This window comes from Bacillus massilinigeriensis (genome assembly GCF_900111815.1).
Taxonomy (GTDB): domain Bacteria; phylum Bacillota; class Bacilli; order Bacillales; family Cytobacillaceae; genus Mesobacillus_C; species Mesobacillus_C mediterraneensis.
Genome location: NZ_LT630004.1, coordinates 256695 through 280627 on the forward strand (window position 1 = coordinate 256695; position 23933 = coordinate 280627).

Sequence of the window (23933 nt, forward strand, 5' to 3'; positions counted from 1 at the left end):
CGTTGGATCAGTATTTGTATCACCGGTAATGGCTAGAGTAGTCGCACAAATTCCTTTTTTAAGTAAAATTCTTGATGAAAAGCCGATTTATGAAGTTGTACAGGAGAAGCTGGAGGATAAAGGCTATAAAGTTACCGGGGTGGGTTATAGTGTCGCTGAGAAGACTTATTCTGTAAAAGTTGAAGGATCAAAGGATTATTACAATAAAGTTAATGAAGAAATTAGAAGAACGGCAGAAGATATCATTTCTTCTAGAGGATATGATGATTTTAAAGTTAAAGTAGAGAAACAGCGGAAAAGTGAACCTATAGTCTTCGTTCCGGCAAATAAAGATATTGAAATTGCTTTTGATGTATTGAGCGAGATTGTGCCGAAGCTGCAGCAGCAAGGCTATAAAATTCATCCGCAATACAGCAGTGGAAATACTAATCCAAACGGAAAAGTTATTAGATTACAATTGCGCATCGAAGACACAGAAAAACGGACAAAAGAAATCGAGAAAGCAATCCTTGAAGGTATTAAAAAGAGGGGTATAAAAAAAGAAGTAACAATCAAATTCCAATCATTTAATGTGAAAGAGAAGGAAATTGAAAATAAGTGGGCCGAAGTATTGCCGGTGATTTGGGAGGGTATGTTAAGTAAAAAAGAGTACAAAACAAAAGGTGTAGGGTATTCCTATAAGAAAGGCGTCATGAACATTTATATCACTACGAAAATAAGAAAATCAGACAGTGACGCAGCCGAACTCGGTAAAAAGATTGAAAAAGAAATTAACGAATTTCTGCAATCGGAGAAGATAAAAGAAACTATTGGGGACAACCCTTATAAAATTATCGTGCAAGATAAGAAAAGTAAAAAAATTAATTAAGAGGCTGCTGCTAATTTGAATGATATTAATAGCTGACACTTTAATATTGATGGGATAATTCGCATCATTTCTAAAATCACGGTTTCTTTTTCGAACAGAAAAAGTAACCCCATCCCCCCCGACCAAGGTGTGTAATGTGGGTTACTCTTTTCTGAGCTAACTTTGTCACTTGCCGCTGGACATCGCTGCTCTTTATACAGTAAGTTGTCCTATTAAAAGAGGTAACTGGTTCCCAGCCAGTCCTCTTTTTTTATGTATGTTGTTCTATCTTTATTATACCTAATTTCCAGTAAAATACAAACTATTCTATTCGGAAGATAGCATGAATAATATACGGGAATACAAATTTTTGAAATAGTATTTGTAATTATGGAAAAATTATAATAATGTATTCCTTATGCTAGAAATTCAACCGGGAAGATAAGAATGTAGGAGGATTCACTATGAAGGTAGAAGAAATATACGGTGATTTGCCGGTACTAGAAACTGAGCGTCTTATTTTAAGAAAAGTTACTTTAGATGATGCGGAGGATATGTTTAAATATGGTTCCAACGAAGAGGTAACAAAGTATGTAACTTGGAACTCCCACAAAACGTTATCTGAAACAAAAGAATATATTAATTTAATACGAAACAATTATGAGCAAGGCCAAGTAGCTCCTTGGGGAATGGAATGCAAAGAAACTGGGGAATTCATCGGAACAATCGACTTTGTCTGGTGGCTGCCAGATTATAGAATAGCTGAAATTGGCTATGTGATATCTCAGGACTATTGGGGAAAGGGTTTAACTACGGAAGCGGCAAGAGAAGTAATGAGATTCGGTTTTGACAACATGGAGTTAATACGTATCCAAGCCAAATGTTTGGTGGAAAATACCGGTTCTGCACGAGTAATGGAAAAAGCGGGAATGACCTTTGAAGGCGTACTTAGGAATGGTATGTTTCTAAAGGGGAAAAGCTGGGATTTAAAGATGTATTCGATTATAGAAGGAGAGATTTGATTAGTATAGATGCATTACCTTGGCTACTAAGTAAATGTTATTCATCAGATTTTTCACATGCAGCATTCCTTTTAGCGGGAATGTTTTTTTATGCTTATAAGGTTGAAATTGGAATAGAAGTGTTGTGATTTCCAAACACAATGCAGGTTTGTTTCATTAGAACAGCGAATAAAAGGGGTAAATGGAGGCGATCAGCAGAGATGATGAACAAAAGGACGATATTTAAAGTTAAAATCAGCTCGTTAATGATTGTTTCCCTGGTGGGAACTATATACTTTGTGAACAGTACAATGTCAAAGGAGTTCCTAGAACAGGTATATTACTGCTTTTTCCTTTACCCATTGGTATTCGCTGCTATGTCAGCTGGCATTCCTGTGTCCTATATGGCGGATCTAATCTTAAAAAAGAAAGGGAATCATCTTATTTATTCGGCAATTGTCCATCTGAGTTTATGTTTTTTGATATTCTTTGTTCCCTATGTGTTGATAAATAAAGAAATAAATACTTTCGTTATCTTTTATTTCCTCATTATTCCGGTGATCTATAGTTTTCTTAATTCCGTTTTTTATAGAAGAAGGATGAAACAGCTACACCAACAAGATGAGCCTAGTCCCATTCGGTAATGATCAAAGAATCCAAATTTAACAAATAAAACTCTCATGAGTACTGGACTCCCAACCCAGTCATGAAAATGAACCTCTTAATATCACGATAAAGAAATAATAAATTCAATAGTTGAATCTCCATTACTCTCAATAATTTCGGAAGCTACTTTGTTAACAACTATATTGAAACATGCTTCAAATGACTCTGTATCGTCAAGTGCGGTTTGAAGCTCAGTCTCATCATTTAATCTCCCAACGGTTAGATGTGGAGTATAAGTAAAACGACGGTTCATAAATCCACTCAATAGACCAGAATATAGCCTTTCATGCAATTCGATAATATTATCGTTTCCCTTCTTTACATTTAAGAATAAGTGTTTATCCAATGTTGCGGTTATCCCTTTCAGTTGAATTGGAAATGGGCATACGTTAACTAAAGTATCCCTTACATGTTGTTCAAGCCTTGATGTCGGAATTTCACTTTCAAACGGAAACACAAGTGTTATGTGTGGTGGCACTAACCCATACAAAGGATCAAACTTTTTTCTCACTTGTTCTATCAGATGCTTATTTTCAAATTCAGGAAATATGTGGATTGCTCTTTGCATGATAACACCTCACCCTGATTGATTTTACGATACTTTTATGACTTTAGCAGTGGTGAAATTGGTTCGTACTGAGGATCTTGCTCCTAAATCAAACTAACTTTCTAATATATTTCCATAATATACTATTAAATACAACCAAAGATTATCAACTGAATTAAGTAAGAAAATAAGGATGACTGTGTAAGTCTATCATCATCCAGTGGGGATGATAAAGCCTTTCCTTTGAAACAATGTATGCTACTATAGTTCCATTTCTGGGCTTTGCACTACTAAATGAAGGAGAATTACATAATGGATATTATTACATTCGGTAAAAAAGAAGAGGATAAAGAATATATATGGAGACCTGCCGTTTACGGTTTAATCTTCAATAGTCAGAAGGATAAGATTGCGATTATACAAACAGGGGATGGGAAGTATTTTCTTCCAGGTGGTGGAATAGAAATTAATGAAATGCACGAGGAATGTTTAAGAAGAGAAGCAATTGAAGAAATGGGAATGGAAATTGAGATAAGGCAATTTGTAGGACGTGCTCAGAGATACTTCTATTCTCCGAATGAGCTCAGACATTATCTTAATGAAGGCTACTTTATTTATGTGATAAGGGCAAACAATTAAGTAAACCAACAGAAGAAGACCATTATTTAAAATGGATGGAGCCAGATCGGGCAGTCGGTTGTTTATTTCACGAACATCAAAGCTGGGCGGTGAATGAGGTAATAAAACGTAAAGTCACGTCTGTTTTTACCATAGTACAGATCGCGTACTAATAGGCGGGGATTTATTTACTTCAAAGGGCGGGAAGCTGAAGCGCCGATTAAGATGTTTACAGCTGATATGAAACAAGCGATAGAAAGCGCACAAATTGTAAAAGATCTCGAGCCTGCGGTTGTAAGCATTTGTCATGGAGAAGATGTTAAGCAGCCGCACACGCAGATTGAAATGTATTTACAGAAATAAAAGCGTTTGTACATAATTGGGGTTATCCCATTTATTTAGGAAAAGGGGCAATGCCCGCCTCTTTTGTATATCTAGAAAATGATATAATATAAAAAACATTAATACTGGACGGAGGCGCATGTGAATGAAATGGTCTGAAGTACGCGAACATTTTCCACAACGGTGTGTCCTAGTAGAAGCAATCAAATCGGAAACAAGAGGAAAAGAAAGAGTCATTGAGGACATGGCAGTTATTGATGAATTTGAAAACGGCAATGCTGCATGGAAAGAATATAAAAAACTCCATGCGGAAAATCAAAGTCGCGAATTATATATATTTCATACAAATAATGACGAGATTAAGGTAATTGAGCAGCCATATATAGGAGTGCGAAGAAGAGTATGAAATTTGCCATGAAGGATCATTTACCCCTAATTTCTGCTGAGATCGAATACAATGGAAAGAAAAAAATATTTAAGAATATGCTACTTGATACTGGCTGCTCTTCAACAATTTTAGATACCGATCTGTGTGAGGAAATTGGGCTAATGCTAGATTTAGAAAAAGCTGTTACCCGAAAGATGTACGGAATTGGCGGTACAGAGATTTGCATTGAACAAGTAGTAAAAAGTATGAATATTGGTGAGTTCCACCTATTTAATTTCACTATACAACTTGGTGATGTCAGAGAAATGCACGGCTTTGACGGCATCATTGGTAGTATTTTTTTTTAGCACATAAATTAATCATCTACTTCAAAAATATGGAGTTGAGAATATGTTAGATTAAGATAAACCCTAATATATACCTTAAGGAGCAACAGCATTCATGACAAAGGAAGAAATGTTGGCAATTATAAAAACTACATTTCCTGATTTGCCTATTGATAAGATACAAGTAAATGATAGTGGCTGGGATCATGATATTTTCATACTAAATAATGAGTTGGTCTTTCGATTTCCTAAATCGAGTGAGTTTTTATCAAAAATAAAGGATGAAGGAAAGATTCTGCAGCTATTGATGGAGATAAAGCCAGCATTACAAGTGCCGCAATATGAGTATGTATATCAAGATGGTTTGTTAAAAGGTGTGAGGTACCCTTACTTGGAGGGAATACCTTTAAGCAAATTGCCTTTAAATGATATAGAAAGTAACCGGGAAAATGCGAAGAGCATCGGAGACTTTTTGAGTAAGCTGCATAGCATTGATGTCGAGAGGTTAGATGATACAAACTTAACAACAATACATACAATGGAATATTGGAAAAGCTTGCATTCGAATGTGCAGAAGGATGTTTTTCCGTATTTGACCAATCAACAGCAAAAAGAAATCGATGAGGTATTTCTAAGGTTTACGGAAACAAAGTCTACCTATAAAAGGACTTTAATCCATGGTGATTTGACGTCCTCGAATATCATTTACAATAAAGCTAGCGGCTGTATCAGCGGAATTATTGACTTCACTGATGCACAAATTGGGGACCCGGCATTCGACTTCGCGGGATTATACTGGGATTTTGGGCGAGATTTTACCGTGGAAGTTTTAAGCTGGTATTCTGGCAGTGAAAATCCAGTGACTTTATTCAATCGGGTAAAGAACTTTTATGGATTGCAGCCCGTTTTTCACGAGTTACTATATTCAATTAAATGTGGAAAAGAAATCAATTGGGAGACTGCTCTTGATAGGTTTTCCTATTTGTATCAATATTCTGAGTCATAGGTAATTTAATACTTGAATTATCCGCAGGAACCGAATATTGGTTTCTGCTTTTTTTTCTTTTGTTGCTTTAAAAAAGTTTATCTTTTTGAAACTTTTATAGGGCAAGCGGACCACTAATTAGTAAAAGGGGGCGAAAAAGTGATCATTAACCAACAAAGGCTAATTAAAAAGGCGATTAAAGGAAATAAAAGCGCCTTTGAAAAGTTGGTCCGGCAACATTATGAGCAGATTTACCGGACGGCTTATCTATATGTGCACAATGAGGAGGATGCATTGGATGTCGTGCAGGAGGCATCGTATCAAGCTTTTCAATCTATCCGTGCCTTAAAACATCCCGAGTTTTTTACTACGTGGCTTACCAAGATTGTCATTCGATGTGCTGGGCAGGTATTAAAGAAAAATAGCAAACTGGTTGTGATGAGTGATGACATGATTTTAAATTTATCCCAGCCGCTAACAGAAAACGAAAGGGATTCTGGGGAACTCCTTTCTGCGATACAACAGCTTAGAGGCTCTTATCGAACGGCTATTATTTATTTTTATTACTACGATTATTCGATTAAGACAATTAGCACTCTGATGGAAGTTCCTGAAGGTACAGTTAAAACCTATTTAAGCAGGGGGAAAGCGGAATTAAAGAAGTTCTACGAAGAGATGGAGGGTGAATGCCATGGATAAAAAGGAACTGAAAACTGCAATAGATAGAATACATGTGCCAAAGGATAAAGTATACGATGCGATTTCAAAAGGGGTGAACAAGAAGGAATTAGATAGCAGAAAGGTTAAGAAGAAAAGGTGGGTTGTTGGTGCTTTGTCGGCTGCTGCTATTCTGGCAATTACGATAGCCTCAGGCTTTGTGCTTCCGGCAATGAATAGCGTATTGGCTAAGGCGCCTTTAATTGGTGGTATTTTTCAGCAGTTCAATGATACAACAGGGCTAGAACTAGCGAATCAGGATGCGGTAACAGAGTTAAATCAAGCAATCACCAAAAATGGCGTAACGGTAAAACTAACAAGTGCTTACTTTGATGGCAGTGTTGTATCCGTTACAGGGTTTGTTGATGAAGGTGTTGAAGAAGGGCATAACGAAAAAGGAGAAGTAAGTTTTGATGTAAACTTTGACCACAATGAGGGAGATAAAGATCCTTGGATTGACGGCATGACCCATGACCTCAGAAAAATAGATAATGGCTATAATTTTCAATGGAAATTACAATATCCTTACAAGTCATTTAAGGCGAATGCTACGCTTCCAATAACAATTCACTCTATCAATGGGATAAAGGGTGAATGGGAATTTGATATTCCTATTAAACAAGAAAAAAATAGTTCTTTTGCAATCAATCACGAGCAAAATTACGAGAATCAACAGGTCAGTATTCGCACGAAAGAGCTTCTTACTGCAAAAGCATCATCTTCCTTTATTTTTGAGACAATTGTAAAGTACAAAGGAGATTATATTTTTCTAAATAAAGCAGTAGACGATAAAGGGAAAGAGTATTGGATTGGGAATTCAACATCGCTCGAAAAATCACAACAAGAAGACAAGTACCATGAATTTGTTAGAAGAGAAATGCAAAAGTTGGATGCGAATATTACTTCCCTTACTTTTTATCCACAGTTAAATATAACAGATGTAAAAGTACAACAGCTATTGGATAAGAACTCATTCCACCTTAAAAGCAGCCGCTTGGATTTAGGACTACAGGTTAATAGCGTATCACAACAAGGAAGTAAGCTTGTTATGGATTATCAATTTACAGGTCTTCAGGATGAACTGAGCAATGATCAATTTCATCAGTTTAAAAACAATTTGCAATATGAATTATTGTTAGTGGATAAAGATTACTTAGATAAGATAGATCCTGATAATCCAGTTCCACCTGTAAACCATAGCATCAGTGAGAATAAAGTGAAGACTATTGATAGAAAGACAGCTCATTTTCAGTCCACTTTTGATTTAATGGGAGAAGAAAAAATAGAAAGCTTTAAACTGGAAAACACAATTCTGCAATTCGACTTTTCTAGCTTTGTCCCTGCGGAAGATTTAAAACCTTTTACCGTTAAGATTAAGAATGAGAATAAATAAACGTTTTATTTGAGTTAACGCATTTTTATGTAATCCTATGTTACAATTTTGTTTAAATAACTAGAGGAGGAATACATGGGAAAAGCAATGGCAGATTTAAAATCGAAAGCAGCAAAAGTGAAACAGGATATTTTTGTGTTGCTAGAAGCATACAAGCATCCCAGAACACCTATAGTTGTTAAAATTTTATCTATCATGATCGTAGCCTATGCATTTAGCCCAGTTGATTTGATTCCTGACTTTATCCCTGTACTCGGTTATTTGGACGATATTATTCTGATTCCCATAGGAATTACGTTAGTGCTGAAATTAATACCAAAAGATGTTCTCCGGGAGTGCCGGGAGTTAGTGGAGAAGTCGGATAAGGTAAAAAAGAAAAACTGGGTTGCGGGAACGATCATCATACTTCTTTGGATTCTCGTTTTGTATTGGATTGCAACACTATTTATTAAATAAAGCTAATGGACCAGCCGCTAATTGATTTTATTAGCGGCTGTTTTTGCCTAATGAAAAGCCTTCGAACAGTCGTCCGCCAAATGGCTGAAGAACCTTATCAACAAAACGGATGATTTTATCTGTTTCATTTGTTTTGTAAAAGGTATCAAATGCTTCAATAAATTCCGTCGCCAATTCTTCGTCATGCTCTACTAAGGAACGGACAACCCATTTGGATGAACCTATCCATTTTCCATTAGTGCGAAGAATGAACTCACTCACTAACTCGCCAAGGTTATTTGCAATAAAAAGCTTTTCCCCTCTATCACGGCAGCCAATTAAATCATCTAAACTATCCGTAATAAAATATCGCTTAAAATCAATAGTTTCCTGATACCACTCTGTTGGCCCCAGTTCCAATAACCTGTTTGCTTCCTGTTTAATTGCCGTTATGATGCCTGTGTCTTTTATTATTGCTCCTTCGCTTACCATCCGCGGCAAACTAGGCCTTGCTCTTTCACAATCACTTTTAAAAAAGGGGCGATAAGAGGTCAAATTGTGGGCAAACAGTTCAATTGGCCAACCCAATTCGATAAGAGATTCGCGATATGCGGAGTGTAAAGATTTATCAAACACAATAATATCTAAATCAGATGTTTCGGTTGCCTGTCCGCGCACAACGCTCCCGGCTAAAATGGCACCATCGCAGTTTGGAAAATGTGTTTCGATAAATTGTGTGGCTGCTTCCATTGGTTGTGGTCTATTATTCATTCCCGTGTCCCCTTTTCCACAAAGATTCTTTGACTAGTAGAGTACTATTTCTATTATTTTCTCAATGTTTTAACTACACTTAGTCTTAAACCTATGCCTAAGTAAAAAAGAACTCCTGCAGCAATGGATAGAAACGAAGTAACTAAAGCACGGGAATATAAACTTACCGATTCTGGCAGCCATAGCTCTGTCAATGTTTCCACACCCCAAACAGCGATCGACATTGCCAAGACTAAGGGGAATATCTGTTTTAATGAATGCAGTAATGGCGATAACTCGTATGCGATGGCTTTTTTAATGAAGTAAATGTTAAAAAAAATTGATAAGAAGAACCCAGCATAAGTAGCTAAAATTGGACCTATTTCTTTTACATAAGGTACGAGTACAAAGTTTAATGCTATTTTTAAAAAGATCCCCAATAGAATTCCTATGATCAATTTCTTCTGTTCGTTAATTCCTTGCATAATCGCGGCGGTTACAGTAAACAGTGCAAAAACAACTGCGGCTAATGCATACCATTGTAAAATGGGCCCGCCTAGCTCAGGACTATTGTTAGACCTGAAAATCATGAGATAAATTGGTTTTCCTAGAATACATAGCCCCATAGCAGCAGGAAGTGTAAAAAACATAAGGATAGTGATGGTTTTTGTAATCTTGTTTCGGACTTCTAGTATTCTGCCGCTGGTGAAATCGGAAGTGATGCCAGGTATTAAAGACAGACTGAATGCTGTAGCCAAAGACACCGGTACCATGACAAGAATTTGCGCCAATCCTATTACTGAGTTAATAGTTTCTGCTTCATTTAATTTGTAGCCTATTGACTGAAACAATTTGTTAATCGTAAAGGTATCAATATTTTGATAGAGAGGAATGGTTAACCCTGTAATCACAAAAGGAATGGCGTATCCCGTTAATTCTTTGAACATTGGTATAACCTTAATCTCTTCGTTATTCGGGCTGCTATCTCTTTGCGTTTGTATTAACTCTCTTCTTTTGAAAAATACGAATAATAAAACGATAAAGCCTGCAACCCCGCCTATAAAGGCAGCAAAGGTTGCGATACCTACTGCATTTGTAACGGTACTATCCAAAATATGAATAGCAACGTATGCTCCAACCAAAATAAAAAGAATCCTGACTACCTGCTCTATCACTGTACTTAACGCAGAAGGACCCATAGATTGGCTCCCCTGAAAGTATCCCCTGAAAATACTCATAGTTGGAATAATGAGTAAAGCAAAGCTGACAAGACGAATGACAAACTGAACATCTTCAATAGAATTGCCTGTTGAATCAGTTGGTTCGATCAGTAGTTCAGCTAAAAATGGCGCTGATAAATATAAAGCAGAGAATGCAAGAAACCCAGTGAAGAGCATCAAACTCATGTCATATTTTAAAAGAGTCAGCCCTACTCTATAGTTGCCTATTTCGTTATACTTCGAAACAAATTTGGAAACGGCAAGAGGAAGGCCTATTGTTGAAATGCTTAACAGAATGGTATACGGACCGTAGGCATATTTGTATAGCGCATAGCCCTCCGTTCCAACGAGAGCGGTGAACGGAATAATATAGACGAACCCCAATATTTTAGATATTAAGCTTGCTGCTGTTAAAAAGAAAGTTCCCCTAATAAATTTGTTCTCCACTAAAACACCTCGATAACTCGCAATCTATTCTCTGACTATTCACTTTTTTAATCACTTTATATTAACATATATAACCATTAATGTTTTAAAATAATTAAATTTTGAACACTACTCCTAGTTAGATGTTATAATGAAAAATGGAATTATTTGAAATTTTACCCATTTTGGAGAGGGAAATATGAATTTAAAGACCGCCTTTTTAGGAACAGAGTAAAACCGATTGTAGTGGCTCAATTAATATCATCGATACTAATGATTATCATTTTGATTTTATCTTTTATTACTCCCTCTGTGGATTTCTCCTTCTCTGGAGGTACACAAATAGTTATTGGAATATCATTTTTTTTATCTGGGATAGAGCAATATATACTAAAGGATAAAAGATCATCTATTTTCTACGTTGTCCTAGCGTTTTTAATGATTTTTGTTGCAGTACAGGCCATGAGTCTATAAAACATTCAATGATGGTTGTCCAGAACACTAGGAGCAGCGTTGATGCAATTTGTTGATGTTCGCCGTGAGAATTGAGGGAAGAAAAAATGATTATTAATAAGAAAATACTATTTATCCCTATCCTATTTATAGGTTCTCTTATTATTTGGATTTTTTATTCTGTTAAGCAACCGCCTAATTGGATAGGACAGTCAGACAATGGCAAGTGGAAAACGAATTTTACAAGCCAATGGAATTCTCCTAAAGGTTATTGGGATGGGGAAATCTACTATAACGATGAGAAGGATACTAAAGTTCAAAAAGTTTCTCTGATAAGAAATGGCACTGTTATTCATGACTGGGATGGCAATGAACCAATTACAAAGGGGGAATCCTTTGAATACCTTACAACAACAGAAACACTGAATAAGGAAGAAGAGTATGTATTAGAGATAGGTTGGAAAGATACTAATGGAATACATAAGGAAGTAGTAACACTGTCTCCAAAACAGAGATATTTTGTGTTACCAAGCTTTTTTATGTGATTCATAAAAGACCAAGTCCCTTTGTGCTCGGACGTTTGTCTGTTTATTACTATAGAAAGAAAAAACGCGGGGTTTGCCAAAATGCCGTGCATTTTTTTGCTGTTGGGCTTTAGTGGGACAAAGTGCTGCTTGACCAAGCTAAAACCTTCTTGTTATCCTTACTTACATGTTAAGTTGGAGTCTAGCTCTAGAGCTAGATATCCGAAAGTGATGCATCCTCTAAAGGGGATAATGGAGGTTTTTCTTTGAATGTTAGAGGGATGAATTTTGATGGAATTACGAACAAAGTTGTCTTTTTGTATTTATTCATAGTGGTGTGCTTTGCAGCCTCTATGTTTTTTGTACAGCATAACCATTCTCTTTATGAGAGGCCTATTGCGGAAATCACAGAAACAAAGCTGATAGATTCATCGGAAACTATTGATATGAAAGATAATAAAGACCATTTGTACAATCAATCAATAGTCGGGGAATTAAAGAATGGAAAGGAAAAGGGGCAAGAGATATTGTTAGAGAATACCTTTTCAGCTTCGGGCACTGTTGATCAAGAATACCGTGTTGGAGACGATGTATTTGTTTTGATAGAAAAAAAGGGAAGCAGTTCCCATCTCTCTGGCAGTATCGTGGAGCTGAAGCGTGATACGTATATTTTATTCGTTGTTTGGGTTTTTATCGTTGTATTGCTGCTTGTCGGGAAAAAACAAGGACTGTTTTCTATTATCAGTCTTGCGGTCAATGCGCTCATTTTATCTTACGGACTTGATATTTATGTTCATTCTGAAAAAATCAGTTTGTTGTTCATCAGCGGCATTAGCATTATTTTATTCACGGTTATTTCCTTGCTGCTTATCAATGGTTCTAATGAGAAAACCTACGCTGCGATTATTGCCACCATTTTAGGCACTTTTGCTTCACTGCTGATTACGTATACCGTGATGTGGCTGTCTTCCGACAATGGACTTCATTATGAGGAAATGCAGTTTTTAACACGTCATTATAAGACGGTTTTCCTAGCGGGATTGTTTATCGGATCGTTAGGTGCGGTTATGGATGTTGCCATTACAATGTCTTCGTCTATCTTCGGTTTGTATGAGGAGAAACCGGATATTTCAATCAAAGCGCTAAAAGCTTCAGGCATGGAAATTGGAAAAGACATTATGGGAACGATGACCAATATTTTGTTTTTTGCCTATGTAAGCGGCTCAATTCCCATTCTTGTTCTATATTTAAAAAATGGGACTCCGTTATTCTATACTCTTTCGATGAACCTTTCATTAGAGCTGGCGCGTGCCCTTGCAGGCGGGATCGGAATCGTGTTAACGATCCCAATAGGTTTGTATATTTCCATTCTGCTTGTTCAACGAAAGAAGGCTAGAGCATGAATGTATTAGTAATTTTAGCTGTCATTTTGTACTTCTTGATGGAATTTATCGGCGGTAAAAAAGGAGCGCGTTCGTTTATTGCGATCTTCCTGAACTTTGGTGTCATTCTAGTAACCGTTCTTGCAATGAAAGAACCTGCTATTGATCCAGTTGTCTTCACTTTGATTGCTTCCGTTGTCATCAGCTGCATCAACCTTTTTTATATTAATGAAGTGAACAGCAAAACAAAAACGGCTTTTCTATCCACGATGATTACTGTTGTCATTTTGCTCTTTTTTATCTTGATTTTATCAGACCGTGCCATGATTCAAGGCTTTGGCAAAGAAGAAACAGAAGAGCTTGGCGCGTTATCAAAGTATGTAGGAGTCGATTTTGTAAAAATTGGTGCTTCTGTCATCATTATGAGCACCATAGGAGCAATTACAGATACAGCGATAGCTATCTCTTCACCGATGAGAGAGCTGTTTCATCACCGCCCATTCGTTACAAGGAAAGAACTGTTCCGCTTTGGAATAAGTATTGGCAAGGATATTTTAGGAACGAGTACGAATACGCTGTTTTTCGCCTTTTTCGGAAGCTACTTAGCACTGCTGCTGCTTTTTAAAGATTTATCGTATTCTTGGGAAGAAATTATTAACTCGAAAATTTTCAGCGCGGAAATGATCACTATCCTTTGTTCCGGAATAGGAGTGGCATTAATCATCCCAATCACTGCTTGGATAAATGCCAGTTATTTAATAAAAAGAAGAGACAAGCAAAAGGTGACAGGTTAACTTCAGGCATACAAGAAAAGGATCCTTAGGGGGGCCTTTTCTTGTGGAAAAACCGATATGTGAAAAGGCCTTTCGGCATAAGGAAAGAAAGGAAAAATAGTTACATTACTCCTTTTGCAATTTCTAGGCAGATTGAATTATTGCCTTCTTAAATCTCACGCCCCAAACTTTATCAATCTTCCGCCACTTTTACAGTGTTTTCCTTCCATGACTCATTTGCTAGGTTCTTCCAGAACAAGGTGAGGACAACTCCAAGCGCTGTAATCATTGCGGCGAAATAGTAGGGGTAGTTCACATCGATATCGAATAACATTCCGCCGATGATGGGGCCGCTGATGTTGGCGAGACTTGTAAACATGGAATTCATCCCTCCGACAAAGCCTTGCTCATCTCCTGCAATGTTGGAGAGATAGGAAGTAACCGCTGGGCGGAATAAGTCGAATCCAACGAACACGATAAAGGTAACGAGCAGGATGGAAAAATAAGCATGAACCGTTGTCATAAGAAAGACCAAGAGTGCTGACAGCAAGAGACTGTAGCGAATGAGTTTAATCTCACCCCAAATGCGGGTCAGCCTATCAAAGAGGATCACTTGGGCAACGGCGCCGACAATCGCGCCGCCTGTGATCACAATGGCAATATCGGCTGGCATGAATTGAAATTTATGATCGACAAACAGGCTAAAGAACGACTCGAATGCCGCTAAGCCAAAGGAGGCGGTGAAAATTAAAAGGAATGCATAGAGATATTTCGGCGCAAGCAGCCTGTTCCAGCCAACTTTGCCTTTTGTGCTATTCTTCTCGCTCTTCTCTTCGACCCGTTCCGGTTCTGTTAGTAAAAGAATCGAAAGTATTCCTGCCAGCGTTCCAAGCCCTCCTGCAAAGAAGAAAGGAATGCGTGTGCCAAAGTCCGCTAGAAAACCGCCGAAGCCTGGTCCGATAATAAATCCAGTGCTAATGGCCGCAGACATATAACCAAGTGCCTTTGGGCGAGTCTCCTTATCTGTAATATCCGCAATAAAGGCTGTCACAGCCGGCATGATAAAGGCCGCACTGATTCCGCCCATGACCCGAGAGATAAATAACGTCTGGACTTCTTTGCCAAGACCGAATAAAAATTCAGAGGCACCGAAAATAAACAGTCCAATCACAATCATTATTTTCCTGCCGAATATATCCGCTGCTTTCCCTGCAAATGGGGAAACGATCAATTGAGCAAACGCAAATGCAGCTGTCAAATAACCAATGGTTTTCCCAGTGAGGCCCAAATCATTCATTAGTGTTGGCAATACTGGAATGACAAGCCCGATTCCCAAAAAGGCAATGAAAAGATTCATTAATAAAAGCCATAGCGTCACTTTATACGTTTTCATTTTTCCACACTCCCCTCATCCATTTCTATTTATTTTAATCTTTTGATAACCCGCGCCAATAAAGATACCAAGAGGAATCTATTCTGCGGTGCAGGCGTTCTGCATTTCCGTATAGCATTTCAACTAGTACGCCATCTAGGAGCCCTAAATAGGCTTCAATAGCTTTTTTCGCATCAATGGAGGCACTGACTTCACCTTCATCCTTTGCATTTTTCATGACTGGAATCAACAGTGCTTCTAATTTATTCAGAAATTGATAGGAGAAATCCGTGATGCTTTCATAAAGGTGAGTTGGCGGGAAAAAGGAGATACGAAGCCAAAATTTTATCGATTCGTCTTGTTCGTACCGCTCTTTATATTGCAATAGAAGGTGGAACAAAAATTCCTCTATGGGCCGTTCTTTGCTGTTTTCTAAAAGTTTGACAACTGATTCTAATTCGTAGGTAAAGACATCCAGGCACACTTGAAGAAAAAGCTCATCTTTCCCCTTGAAGTGAGTGTAGATGGATTGTTTTTTGATGCCGACGTCTTCGGCGATTTTGGCCATCGATGTTCCTTCAAATCCATTCTCCGCAAAGTGTTTCCGCGCAACTTCTTTAATTTGTACTGCCGTCATACTCTCACCCTTCCGACCGATCGTCAGTCAAGCGTAACACTTCCCTCATTTGCCGTCAATTTGGAGTATTTCGCCTATGAAAGCAGCTTGTCACAATTTATCTATGTAAATTTTTCCTGAAAGAGGTATGATGACAATGTGAGGTTAAATACATAGACGAAGGAGTGCTTTCCAATGCCAAAGACTACGTTTCAAGCTACAGCTCACTTACAAGAAGGAATGCAAGTAAAGGCTAAATGCAGAGGGTTTGAAATCACGATTGATGAACCGAAGGAACTTGGTGGGACGGATACAGGAATGAATCCGGTGGAATTGGTTTTGTCAGCACTTGGTGCGTGCCAGGCTATTGTTGCCCGTTGTTTTGCACGGAAATTTAAAATAGAATTTGACGAGTTTTGGGTCGAAGTCGAAGGCGATCTGGATACGGATGGCTTTATGAAGCAAACGGATGTCCGCAGAGGATACAGCGATGTGCGCTATAATATCCACATTAAAACAGATGCTCCTAAAGAGAAGGTAGAAGAGTTTGTAGCATTTATTGAGAAAACTTGTCCGGTAGGCGATACAATCGCCAATCCGGTCAACCTCAAACTGAACGAAATTATCATTGAACAATAAGGAAAAGCCAACCATGAGGGGATAGATCCTCTTTGGTTGGCTTTTTTTATTTCTTATAGACGTACCGCTTTCCTTTGGAAACGTTTGTCAATACTGCTTTTGCCATGTTAATAACCCCCACTCTAGTGGTATAATTCATATGTATTGGCAATGATTGCACTTTCAAGCTTTCTTGCTTTTTTAAGGGCCTCAAATAGTATATAATTATCAGATAATAGTATATAATATATTTGTAAATAATTATTATAAAATAATCATATGGTTATACCGAGACAGAAAAGGTGTGTTCCTAAGTGCCACCTCCTTGTTGGCATCTAAGCAGGAGCATCTACACTTTTTTGCCAATATAGGGGATGAGGAAGGGTATTATGAGCAACCAACAGAATAAAACAGACGTTATCTTAATTGGTGCCGGAATCATGAGCGCGACTTTGGGGTCATTGCTGAAGGAGCTTGCACCACAATGGGAAATGAAGGTTTTCGAGAAACTCGCGGGTGCAGGAGAGGAAAGCTCAAATGAATGGAATAATGCTGGAACGGGACATTCTGCATTGTGCGAGCTTAACTATACTTCCGAAAAACCTGATGGATCTATAGAGGTAAAAAAGGCGATTAATGTAAATGAACAGTTCCAGCTTTCCCGCCAGTTCTGGTCTTACCTTGTGAACAAAGACCTTATCCGCAATCCGAAGGACTTTATTATGCCAATCCCCCATATGAGTTTGGTGGAAGGGGAAAAAGACGTAGCTTTCTTGAAAAAAAGGTTTCAAATGCTTTCAAATCATCCTTTGTTTCAAGGAATGGAGTTCTCCGATGATCCTGAAAAGCTGAAGGAATGGGTGCCGCTTATTATGGAGGGACGTAACTCCAATGAGCCGCTGGCGGCAACAAAAATTGATTCTGGTACGGATGTGAACTTTGGGGCGCTTACTCGCATGCTGTTTGATCACTTGAAGCGTCAAAATGTGGAACTGCATTACAAACATAGCGTTAATGATATCAAGCGGACAAGCGATGGCATGTGGAGATTGAAAGTTCGGAATCTGGACAATGGCCAAACGGAATATCATGAAGCGAAGTTCGTCTTTATCGGAGGCGGGGGCGGCAGTCTTCCGCTGCTGCAGAAAACCGGTATACCGGAGTCCAAGGCCATTGGCGGCTTCCCGGTTAGCGGGCTGTTTTTGGTGTGCAACAATCCGGAAGTGGCGGAGCGCCATCATGCAAAAGTATACGGCAAAGCGAAGGTCGGTGCGCCGCCAATGTCTGTGCCGCATCTTGATACAAGGTATATCGATAACAAGAAAACTCTGTTGTTTGGTCCATTTGCGGGATTTTCACCAAAGTTCTTGAAAACTGGGTCGAACTTCGATTTGCTGTGTTCCATCAAGCCTAATAACTTACTTACCATGCTGGCTGCAGGAGCGAAAGAGATGGCATTGACGAAGTACTTGATCCAGCAAGTGCTGCTATCGAATGAAAAGCGCATGGATGAACTGCGCGAATTCATTCCGAACGCCAAGAGCGAGGATTGGGGTATCGTTGTAGCGGGCCAACGTGTGCAGGTCATCAAAGATACAGAAAAGGGCGGCAAAGGTACACTTCAATTTGGTACAGAAGTAGTCAGCGCTGCGGATGGCTCTATTGCCGCATTGCTCGGAGCATCTCCTGGTGCATCTACTGCCGTCCACGTGATGCTTGAAGTATTGCAAAAATGCTTTCCGGAGGAAATGAAAAAATGGGAGTCGAAAATTAAAGAAATGATTCCTTCTTATGGAATTTCTTTGTCTGACAACCCTGAATTATTAAAAGAAATTCATCAAACTACTGCACAGACGCTTCAACTAAGCGGCAAAGAAATGGCACACAGCAACTAATATAGCGCATAGAGTAAAAAGGACCTTCGATTTGAAGGTTCTTTTTTTGTAGAAAACGTTTATTACGGATTCCTATCTTAGCGGACAAGAAACAAAACCCCTTTTGCTTGTTATATAATATAGGAAAATCTTGATGCGCACGTTCATTCAACATGTTATGGTTAAGGTTGGATAGTTACCTGTTGAAGGAAAAATTATTTTAGAATACAATTTAGTATCTGTTTTTAACAGGCTGTTTTTATAAAAAGGAGCGTATGAATTGTGGATATTTATCAAAGCTTGATTTCTTTTATGGATCAAGATTCTGTAAAAAAAGATGAAATGCTGTGCCAATATACATTCACGAAAACTGGGGGAAAGGGAGATTATGTTGTATTTCCTTCCTCGTACGGACAAGTGGAAAAGGTTTTTAAATATGCTTATTCTAACGATATTCCGTTGACTATTTTAGGAAATGGTTCGAATCTGATCATTCGCGATGGCGGGATAAGAGGAATCGTGCTGTTCCTCACAAGGCTTGATGCGATTACGGTAAAAGGAAATGTGATTACGGCACAAAGCGGCGCGAAAATTATCGATGTCTCTCAAGCAGCATTGGCAGCGGATCTTACTGGCTTGGAGTTTGCCTGTGGTATTCCGGGGTCTGTTGGCGGTGCGATGCATATGAACGCTGGCGCTTATGGTGGGGAGATTTCCACTGTTGTGACAGAAGTATTGGCGCTAGACAGGGAAGGAAAAGTCTTTCGCATGCCTAGGCCGGATATGGATTTAGGGTACCGCAGCAGTATTTTCGCCAAGAAAGGCTATGTTGTCCTTGAAGCGACTTTTGAATTGTCGCCTGGAAATCGTGATGAAATAAAAGCGAAAATGGATGAGCTCACTTTCTTGAGAGAGTCGAAACAGCCGCTTGAATACCCTTCCTGCGGCAGTGTGTTCAAACGGCCCGAAGGACACTTTGCAGGTAAGTTAATTCAGGACAGCGGCCTTCAAGGAAAGCAAATTGGCGGAGCACAGGTTTCTACCAAACATGCAGGCTTTATTGTCAATGTAGGCGGTGCAACAGCTTCAGACTATATGGCACTCATCAAGCATGTGCAGGAAACAGTGATGGAAAAGTTCGGTGTCGCGCTTGAAATGGAAGTGCGGGTAATCGGGGAAGACGAATGAAAGGCGGGGGCAAAGTATCGCCCCCATTTTTCAGGTGGAAAATCCGCAGATTGTATAAACGGCATATTCTTCCGCTGGTTCAAAGCCAAGCTTTTTCGCGACAGCTTGTGATGGGATATTGCTGTTGGTCGTTTCCCATAGTGGGGATAAGCCCTGATCCAGCTGATGGGAAATCAATTGGCAAGCAGCAAGGGTGCCGTAGCCTTTGTTCCGCTCTTGGGTACAGAAAGTATCGAGATCGATAAAATAATGGCCATGGTGAATGAACCCATTGTTTATGCATTGTGAAAGGGTTTGTCCATCTTTCACTAGCGTAAAACCAGTTGTAAGCTGCTTCTCTTCAAGAACAATATCCCGGAAATTTTCTGGAATGATAGGAAGCTTGATTTCCTGAATTTCGATATCATCAGGCATTTCCAAGCTAGCCCTATATTCCTGGAACTTCGCTTCATTTAACGTATAAGTGCATTCCAAGTGCTTGCGGACGGGAGAATTTCCATGAAACTCGTGAAAAAAATCATCCCAAACACTATTGTTGTCGCAGTAAATCTCGAAATATTTTTCCCCTGTTATTTTTAACATGGGGGAGACGATTTCCTCGAGAACTTCCTTCATAAAAGGAAAGTGTTTAGAGGACGGATTTTCACCTGCAATATAAGACCATCTAGATACTGCCCAAGCTAAGGCTATTTCAGGATTTTCTTCATGGTCAACAAAGACTTTCCCTGGGAAACGCCCATGAATCACAGCTTGCGCGGGTATTTGATACTTTTGTTGAAAAAAGGATGCTGCAATTCCAGTATTGTTATCTAATAATTCGATCGTCACGATTAATCCTCCTGTATCTCCCTCATGTGGTAAAATTTAGAGGGTAGGGTTGTTGTATTTTTATTTTAATATACTTACAATATTTTGGATATAGGGAGTATGTAAATAGTTATAATGTTTGTTGGTATCGAGGAAAACGGTGGGTTAAGACATGGAGGGGAAAAACAATGACAGTAAAAAGGATTCTACCAGAAGAATTAAAAAGGAAGATCGATGGTCATGATAAGGTGATGCTTCTTGATGTTAGGGCGGCGGAAAAATATGATCGCTTTCATATAGAAGAGCCTGGTGTGGAAAGCAAAAATATTTTTAAAGAAGAAATTCTCGGTCTATCACAGGAAGCGCTAAGGTCGCTGCCGAAGGATCGGGAAATTATTGTAACGTGCACGACAGGTAATTCGGCCGCAAGATGCGCAGCTGTTCTTTCTGAAAAGGAATATGATGTCGCTGTTCTTGATGGGGGAATTACTGCGTGGAAAGAGTACTTATCGAAGAAATAGCAGGAGGATTTTTTGATGGAAAATAACGATATTTTGATTAGGCTTAGATACGCATTAGATATTAAAAACACGGACATGGTGAAGATTTTTGGTTTAGGCGGGGTGGAAGTATCGAAAGATGAAGTGCTTCAAATGCTGCAAAAGCCGAAAGACTATATGGAAGAGGAAGATGATAGTCTCCTCAAATGCAATGATCGAAAATTGGAGTCTTTCTTGAACGGCTTGATTGTTTTTAAAAGGGGAAAGCAAGATCCGAAGCCGGGGCAGCCGGAATTTCCCCCTCCCTCTAAGGAGAGCGTCAACAATCTCCTTTTTAAGAAAGTAAAGATAGCACTTGCTTTGACGAGCGATGACATCCTTGGCATGATGGAAGACGCTGGGGTGAATATGAGCAAGGGAGAACTCGGCGCTATTTTAAGAAAAGAAGGGCAAAAGAACTATAAAGAGTGCGGAGATAAGTTTGCTCGGAATTTCTTGAAAGGGTTGACGATGAGGTATAGGGAATAGATGGTATTTGGAGAAGGAGCATTCAACAGCCAGCGGTTTGCTAGAGGATGCTCCTTTTTTCTATTTTTGAAACGAGTCCTGCTGTTGTTTCGTCTTATTTTATAATCGAAAATTTTTTTTCAAGTTGTATTGGACGGAGGAGGAGAAGGAATGAAGAAGCTTGCAGTTGCCGCTGTTTTGGGCGTGCTGTTGTTGGCGGGATGTGGGATTGTTGAGAAAAGAACGAAGGAAACGATGGTGCTTTTAGATGAAGAGATATCAGAAGTGAAAATTTCAAAGTCTAAGGGTTTCAATGAGATAAATGAGGATGTGCTTTTTTCATTTAGGGATAAGGAGTCGTTGGCTATTTTTGAACAGGCGATTACCTCAGCTGTGAAGGAGGAGGGAACAGTTGATATTGCACTGTCAGATTTCGATATCGCAGTGGAATACGGGAAGCCAGGGCAGTTTCCGCCGCATGGGATTCATTTATGGCTTGGGGAAGAAGGAGAAAAGTGCATTTTGATGTATGTAACGGATGATAATACAATTTATTCCACAACGCCGAAGATGGCGGGAAAACTAAGAGAGCTGATTCTTTCTCAGAAGGAAAATGGCGAGAATTGATTTTTAAAGCAGCCCCTCATTTGCTGAGGGGCTGTTAGTTTTAAGCGTAAGGAGATCAGACGCCAACAGAAACGGTTTCTGGCAGTGTGCTGCCGCCGTCGATCACGATTTAGAAGAATGGTGCCTGACCCCCGGTGCGGTAGTGCGTTATCTAATTAACGCATCGGGGGTCAGGCACGCTGCATTTTATTACCGCATTAATCCACCGGGGGTCAGGCACTATTGTTTACTAGCTTCAGCCCCTTTTACCGAACCGTCATTAGAGCCGGATACGCCTGCTTGTTCGTATGTCGCCATTTCATTTGCAATCCGTATAGCTGATCTTATAATCGGCAGTACAGTTGCGGTACCGCTGGCTTCACCTAAGCGGAGGTTCAGATTCACGATTGGTTCTAAGCCTAAGAGCTTATTCACAAAAATATGGCCTGGTTCAACTGATTGGTGGGAGGCAATCAGATAGCCGCCGGCTTCAGGAGCAATTCTTACTGCTGTTAACGCAGCAACCGCTGTAATGAACCCATCTACCAACACAGGTATTCGCGCTGCTGCAGCCCCCAACACTACACCAGCAAGTCCCGCTATTTCCAATCCTCCAACTTTCGCCAACACATCGATCGGGTCCTCAGCATCAGGTTGGTTCACTTCGAGCGCGCGTTCAATAACATCCGCTTTTCTTTGTTTTCCCGCAGAATCTAGTCCTGTTCCTGCCCCTACTATTTGGTCAACGCCCATCTGCCCGAATGCTGCAAGCATAGCGGAGCTAGCCGTCGTGTTTCCGATTCCCATCTCACCGAGCGCAAGCAGCCTAGCACCTTGCTTTATCGCTGTTTGTGCTGTCTCGATGCCAGCTTCAATCGCTAGAATTGCTTCTGCTCTCTCCATCGCAGGACCTTGCGCCATATTAGCAGTACCGCTGCGTATTTTTCTATTAATAACATTTGGAAGATGCAGCTCTCCATTTATACCAATATCAACAATCTGGACCGAGCAATTCGCGGCGCGGGACAGAACATTAATCGCTGCACCTCCTGTGACAAAATTTTTCACCATTTGCTTCGTTACTTCAGCAGGAAAGGCAGAAACACCCTCTTCACATACACCATGGTCTGCTGCCATCAAAATGACCATGGCAGGATCGATTTCAGGATGAGGGTTTCCGGTCATTCCGGCTATTTTTATTGCAAGTGATTCTAGCACACCTAAACTTCCCAATGGTTTCGTAAGCGAGTTTAGATGCTGTTCCATTCTTTCTTGTGCTTTTGTGTCTAATCCACTAATCAAACTAACTGTTTCCTTTAACATTTGCATCGCTGCTTCCTCCTTCATGGTAATTCCCGACCACACAAAAAACCCCAGCTTAAATAAGCTGAGGTTTTAGCCATAACCGCATCGTGTACTTCAATTAGGCAGGTCTCCTGACTCCGATTCATCACGTGCTGCGCCTTCCCAGTTTCCCAGTGGCATTGCAGCAGCTCCTCGACTACAGTGGCGGGCTCCGTACGATTTCAATCTTCCCTATTCTCCTATAAAAGGCACCTAATGAAGACTATTAAATTCTTCCCTTTTAGTTAATCACAAATTAATCGAACTGGCAATCCATTGAAAACTGAATTTTTACTGCCGAGTCAGAGTGTTGCCATACTTATTTTAAATACCCCTTGCTGACAAGAATATCGTCAAGCGACTTGGTGTCAATCGTTATTTCCACCACTCCCATATAGCTTGGAGCCACCTCGTATTTATCAAAAACGAGGACAAGCTGATGTTTATTGTTGATATAAAAATTCTGCTCTGGCTTTATCTTTTCAAAGAAATCAATAGGAACATCTTCCGGGTGTTTAGGGTCTTTTATCCAGTAAACTTTATTTGGATCTTCCCTCATTTGAGCAAGCATTATTTTCTTCGCTTCCTTGCTTAGCACTTCTACATAAGCATCACTCTTCATGTCCCTCACCTCCCGATCTATAATCAAGACGAAAAACTATCGGAAAACTTATTTTTTTGCGGAAAGTCTGTCAACTAGGTCCGCTA

26 protein-coding genes and 1 riboswitch are annotated in these 23933 nt (G+C 39.5%); of the genes, 18 read left to right on the forward strand and 8 right to left on the reverse strand.

Annotation, left to right across the window (positions count from 1 at the left end; genetic code table 11):
- The first annotated feature begins 28 nt into the window (after positions 1-28).
- Together BQ5796_RS01425 and BQ5796_RS01430 are read left to right on the forward strand one after the other, a co-directional pair.
- Positions 29-868 (forward strand): DUF4030 domain-containing protein, encoded by an 840-nt coding sequence (locus BQ5796_RS01425; RefSeq protein ID WP_071458638.1) that lies wholly within the window; start codon positions 29-31, stop codon positions 866-868.
- 443 nt (positions 869-1311) lie between these two features.
- Positions 1312-1869: a GNAT family N-acetyltransferase gene (locus BQ5796_RS01430; RefSeq protein ID WP_071458639.1), complete on the forward strand. Its 558-nt coding sequence runs from the start codon at positions 1312-1314 to the stop codon at positions 1867-1869.
- Positions 1870-2575: 706 nt separating this feature from the next.
- On the opposite strand, the gene BQ5796_RS01440 is transcribed toward BQ5796_RS01430, so the two are convergent.
- Positions 2576-3082, reverse strand: coding sequence for a 2'-5' RNA ligase family protein (locus BQ5796_RS01440; protein WP_071458641.1), 507 nt, complete (start codon positions 3080-3082; stop codon positions 2576-2578).
- Between the two features lie 291 nt (positions 3083-3373).
- Between BQ5796_RS01440 and BQ5796_RS01445 the strand changes: the two genes are divergently transcribed.
- The 7 genes from BQ5796_RS01445 (at position 3374) to BQ5796_RS01475 (ending at position 8286) form a co-directional block, all read left to right on the forward strand.
- A complete protein-coding gene (locus tag BQ5796_RS01445) occupies positions 3374-3700 on the forward strand; it encodes an NUDIX domain-containing protein (RefSeq protein WP_234969288.1) in 327 nt (108 codons plus the stop codon).
- Between the two features lie 466 nt (positions 3701-4166).
- On the forward strand, positions 4167-4427 hold the full coding sequence (locus tag BQ5796_RS01450; RefSeq protein WP_071458642.1) for a hypothetical protein: 261 nt from the start codon (positions 4167-4169) through the stop codon (positions 4425-4427).
- The gene (locus tag BQ5796_RS01455; protein WP_071458643.1) at positions 4424-4756 is read left to right on the forward strand and encodes a retropepsin-like aspartic protease; all 333 of its coding nucleotides are present in this window, start codon (positions 4424-4426) and stop codon (positions 4754-4756) included. The genes BQ5796_RS01450 and BQ5796_RS01455 overlap by 4 nt, the downstream gene beginning before the upstream one ends.
- A 94-nt stretch (positions 4757-4850) precedes the next feature.
- Positions 4851-5741 carry an aminoglycoside phosphotransferase family protein gene (locus BQ5796_RS01460; protein ID WP_071458644.1) on the forward strand — a complete coding sequence of 297 codons (891 nt, stop codon included), beginning with the start codon at positions 4851-4853 and terminating at the stop codon, positions 5739-5741.
- A 138-nt stretch (positions 5742-5879) separates the two neighbouring features.
- A complete protein-coding gene (locus BQ5796_RS01465) occupies positions 5880-6419 on the forward strand; it encodes a sigma-70 family RNA polymerase sigma factor (protein WP_234969289.1) in 540 nt (179 codons plus the stop codon).
- The gene (locus tag BQ5796_RS01470) at positions 6412-7830 is read left to right on the forward strand and encodes a DUF4179 domain-containing protein (RefSeq protein ID WP_071458645.1); all 1419 of its coding nucleotides are present in this window, start codon (positions 6412-6414) and stop codon (positions 7828-7830) included. The genes BQ5796_RS01465 and BQ5796_RS01470 overlap by 8 nt, the downstream gene beginning before the upstream one ends.
- 75 nt (positions 7831-7905) lie before the next feature.
- Positions 7906-8286 (forward strand): YkvA family protein, encoded by a 381-nt coding sequence (locus BQ5796_RS01475; RefSeq protein WP_071458646.1) that lies wholly within the window; start codon positions 7906-7908, stop codon positions 8284-8286.
- Between the two features lie 30 nt (positions 8287-8316).
- Here the strand turns inward: BQ5796_RS01475 and BQ5796_RS01480 are convergent, their stop codons facing one another.
- Together BQ5796_RS01480 and BQ5796_RS01485 are read right to left on the reverse strand one after the other, a co-directional pair.
- On the reverse strand, positions 8317-9036 hold the full coding sequence (locus BQ5796_RS01480) for a nucleotidyltransferase domain-containing protein (RefSeq protein WP_071458647.1): 720 nt from the start codon (positions 9034-9036) through the stop codon (positions 8317-8319).
- A 53-nt stretch (positions 9037-9089) separates the two neighbouring features.
- Positions 9090-10682: a putative polysaccharide biosynthesis protein gene (locus BQ5796_RS01485; RefSeq protein WP_071458648.1), complete on the reverse strand. Its 1593-nt coding sequence runs from the start codon at positions 10680-10682 to the stop codon at positions 9090-9092.
- A 539-nt stretch (positions 10683-11221) separates the two neighbouring features.
- Here BQ5796_RS01485 and BQ5796_RS01490 point away from each other — a divergent pair.
- The 3 genes from BQ5796_RS01490 (at position 11222) to BQ5796_RS01500 (ending at position 13814) form a co-directional block, all read left to right on the forward strand.
- Positions 11222-11659 carry a hypothetical protein gene (locus BQ5796_RS01490; protein WP_071458649.1) on the forward strand — a complete coding sequence of 146 codons (438 nt, stop codon included), beginning with the start codon at positions 11222-11224 and terminating at the stop codon, positions 11657-11659.
- A 260-nt stretch (positions 11660-11919) separates the two neighbouring features.
- A complete protein-coding gene (locus BQ5796_RS01495; RefSeq protein ID WP_071461099.1) occupies positions 11920-13041 on the forward strand; it encodes a YibE/F family protein in 1122 nt (373 codons plus the stop codon).
- Positions 13038-13814: a YibE/F family protein gene (locus tag BQ5796_RS01500; protein WP_071458650.1), complete on the forward strand. Its 777-nt coding sequence runs from the start codon at positions 13038-13040 to the stop codon at positions 13812-13814. The genes BQ5796_RS01495 and BQ5796_RS01500 overlap by 4 nt, the downstream gene beginning before the upstream one ends.
- 172 nt (positions 13815-13986) lie before the next feature.
- Here BQ5796_RS01500 and norA read toward each other — a convergent pair whose 3' ends face one another.
- Positions 13987-15186 carry a multidrug efflux MFS transporter NorA gene (gene norA, locus BQ5796_RS01505; protein WP_071458651.1) on the reverse strand — a complete coding sequence of 400 codons (1200 nt, stop codon included), beginning with the start codon at positions 15184-15186 and terminating at the stop codon, positions 13987-13989.
- A 34-nt stretch (positions 15187-15220) separates the two neighbouring features.
- Positions 15221-15802: a TetR/AcrR family transcriptional regulator gene (locus tag BQ5796_RS01510; RefSeq protein WP_071458652.1), complete on the reverse strand. Its 582-nt coding sequence runs from the start codon at positions 15800-15802 to the stop codon at positions 15221-15223.
- A 174-nt stretch (positions 15803-15976) separates the two neighbouring features.
- Between BQ5796_RS01510 and BQ5796_RS01515 the strand changes: the two genes are divergently transcribed.
- From BQ5796_RS01515 to murB, 3 genes are all read left to right on the forward strand, one after another.
- The gene (locus BQ5796_RS01515) at positions 15977-16420 is read left to right on the forward strand and encodes an OsmC family protein (RefSeq protein ID WP_071458653.1); all 444 of its coding nucleotides are present in this window, start codon (positions 15977-15979) and stop codon (positions 16418-16420) included.
- 368 nt (positions 16421-16788) lie between these two features.
- Complete coding sequence (locus BQ5796_RS01520; protein WP_071458654.1) at positions 16789-18294, forward strand: malate:quinone oxidoreductase; 1506 nt, start codon at positions 16789-16791, stop codon at positions 18292-18294.
- A gap of 291 nt (positions 18295-18585) precedes the next feature.
- Complete coding sequence (gene murB / locus BQ5796_RS01525; RefSeq protein ID WP_071461100.1) at positions 18586-19461, forward strand: UDP-N-acetylmuramate dehydrogenase; 876 nt, start codon at positions 18586-18588, stop codon at positions 19459-19461.
- Between the two features lie 30 nt (positions 19462-19491).
- Here murB and BQ5796_RS01530 read toward each other — a convergent pair whose 3' ends face one another.
- Positions 19492-20289 carry a GNAT family N-acetyltransferase gene (locus BQ5796_RS01530; protein WP_071458655.1) on the reverse strand — a complete coding sequence of 266 codons (798 nt, stop codon included), beginning with the start codon at positions 20287-20289 and terminating at the stop codon, positions 19492-19494.
- Between the two features lie 167 nt (positions 20290-20456).
- Between BQ5796_RS01530 and BQ5796_RS01535 the strand changes: the two genes are divergently transcribed.
- From BQ5796_RS01535 to BQ5796_RS01545, 3 genes are all read left to right on the forward strand, one after another.
- Positions 20457-20789, forward strand: coding sequence for a rhodanese-like domain-containing protein (locus tag BQ5796_RS01535; protein WP_071458656.1), 333 nt, complete (start codon positions 20457-20459; stop codon positions 20787-20789).
- 15 nt (positions 20790-20804) lie between these two features.
- Entirely contained in the window at positions 20805-21296 is a 492-nt protein-coding gene (locus tag BQ5796_RS01540) for a YehS family protein (RefSeq protein WP_071458657.1), read from the forward strand.
- 150 nt (positions 21297-21446) lie between these two features.
- Positions 21447-21902: a YhfM domain-containing protein gene (locus BQ5796_RS01545; RefSeq protein ID WP_071458658.1), complete on the forward strand. Its 456-nt coding sequence runs from the start codon at positions 21447-21449 to the stop codon at positions 21900-21902.
- Between the two features lie 219 nt (positions 21903-22121).
- On the opposite strand, the gene cobT is transcribed toward BQ5796_RS01545, so the two are convergent.
- Complete coding sequence (gene cobT, locus BQ5796_RS01550) at positions 22122-23210, reverse strand: nicotinate-nucleotide--dimethylbenzimidazole phosphoribosyltransferase (RefSeq protein ID WP_071458659.1); 1089 nt, start codon at positions 23208-23210, stop codon at positions 22122-22124.
- Positions 23211-23290: 80 nt separating this feature from the next.
- Positions 23291-23457: riboswitch (cobalamin riboswitch) on the reverse strand.
- A gap of 87 nt (positions 23458-23544) precedes the next feature.
- On the reverse strand, positions 23545-23847 hold the full coding sequence (locus tag BQ5796_RS01555) for an RsiV family protein (RefSeq protein ID WP_071458660.1): 303 nt from the start codon (positions 23845-23847) through the stop codon (positions 23545-23547).
- Positions 23848-23933: the final 86 nt, after the last annotated feature.

What these genes read in the sequence shown, in the direction of transcription:
- BQ5796_RS01425 (WP_071458638.1), top strand. Translation starts at nt 29, where the DNA reads ATGGCTAGAGTAGTCGCACAAATTCCTTTTTTAAGTAAAATTCTTGAT.
- BQ5796_RS01430 (WP_071458639.1), top strand. Translation starts at nt 1,312, where the DNA reads ATGAAGGTAGAAGAAATATACGGTGATTTGCCGGTACTAGAAACTGAG.
- BQ5796_RS01440 (WP_071458641.1), bottom strand. Translation starts at nt 3,082, where the DNA reads ATGCAAAGAGCAATCCACATATTTCCTGAATTTGAAAATAAGCATCTG.
- BQ5796_RS01445 (WP_234969288.1), top strand. Translation starts at nt 3,374, where the DNA reads ATGGATATTATTACATTCGGTAAAAAAGAAGAGGATAAAGAATATATA.
- BQ5796_RS01450 (WP_071458642.1), top strand. Translation starts at nt 4,167, where the DNA reads ATGAAATGGTCTGAAGTACGCGAACATTTTCCACAACGGTGTGTCCTA.
- BQ5796_RS01455 (WP_071458643.1), top strand. Translation starts at nt 4,424, where the DNA reads ATGAAATTTGCCATGAAGGATCATTTACCCCTAATTTCTGCTGAGATC.
- BQ5796_RS01460 (WP_071458644.1), top strand. Translation starts at nt 4,851, where the DNA reads ATGACAAAGGAAGAAATGTTGGCAATTATAAAAACTACATTTCCTGAT.
- BQ5796_RS01470 (WP_071458645.1), top strand. Translation starts at nt 6,412, where the DNA reads ATGGATAAAAAGGAACTGAAAACTGCAATAGATAGAATACATGTGCCA.
- BQ5796_RS01475 (WP_071458646.1), top strand. Translation starts at nt 7,906, where the DNA reads ATGGGAAAAGCAATGGCAGATTTAAAATCGAAAGCAGCAAAAGTGAAA.
- BQ5796_RS01480 (WP_071458647.1), bottom strand. Translation starts at nt 9,036, where the DNA reads ATGAATAATAGACCACAACCAATGGAAGCAGCCACACAATTTATCGAA.
- BQ5796_RS01490 (WP_071458649.1), top strand. Translation starts at nt 11,222, where the DNA reads ATGATTATTAATAAGAAAATACTATTTATCCCTATCCTATTTATAGGT.
- BQ5796_RS01495 (WP_071461099.1), top strand. Translation starts at nt 11,920, where the DNA reads ATGAATTTTGATGGAATTACGAACAAAGTTGTCTTTTTGTATTTATTC.
- BQ5796_RS01500 (WP_071458650.1), top strand. Translation starts at nt 13,038, where the DNA reads ATGAATGTATTAGTAATTTTAGCTGTCATTTTGTACTTCTTGATGGAA.
- norA (WP_071458651.1), bottom strand. Translation starts at nt 15,186, where the DNA reads ATGAAAACGTATAAAGTGACGCTATGGCTTTTATTAATGAATCTTTTC.
- BQ5796_RS01510 (WP_071458652.1), bottom strand. Translation starts at nt 15,802, where the DNA reads ATGACGGCAGTACAAATTAAAGAAGTTGCGCGGAAACACTTTGCGGAG.
- BQ5796_RS01515 (WP_071458653.1), top strand. Translation starts at nt 15,977, where the DNA reads ATGCCAAAGACTACGTTTCAAGCTACAGCTCACTTACAAGAAGGAATG.
- BQ5796_RS01520 (WP_071458654.1), top strand. Translation starts at nt 16,789, where the DNA reads ATGAGCAACCAACAGAATAAAACAGACGTTATCTTAATTGGTGCCGGA.
- murB (WP_071461100.1), top strand. Translation starts at nt 18,586, where the DNA reads ATGGATCAAGATTCTGTAAAAAAAGATGAAATGCTGTGCCAATATACA.
- BQ5796_RS01535 (WP_071458656.1), top strand. Translation starts at nt 20,457, where the DNA reads ATGACAGTAAAAAGGATTCTACCAGAAGAATTAAAAAGGAAGATCGAT.
- BQ5796_RS01540 (WP_071458657.1), top strand. Translation starts at nt 20,805, where the DNA reads ATGGAAAATAACGATATTTTGATTAGGCTTAGATACGCATTAGATATT.
- BQ5796_RS01545 (WP_071458658.1), top strand. Translation starts at nt 21,447, where the DNA reads ATGAAGAAGCTTGCAGTTGCCGCTGTTTTGGGCGTGCTGTTGTTGGCG.
- cobT (WP_071458659.1), bottom strand. Translation starts at nt 23,210, where the DNA reads ATGCAAATGTTAAAGGAAACAGTTAGTTTGATTAGTGGATTAGACACA.
- BQ5796_RS01555 (WP_071458660.1), bottom strand. Translation starts at nt 23,847, where the DNA reads ATGAAGAGTGATGCTTATGTAGAAGTGCTAAGCAAGGAAGCGAAGAAA.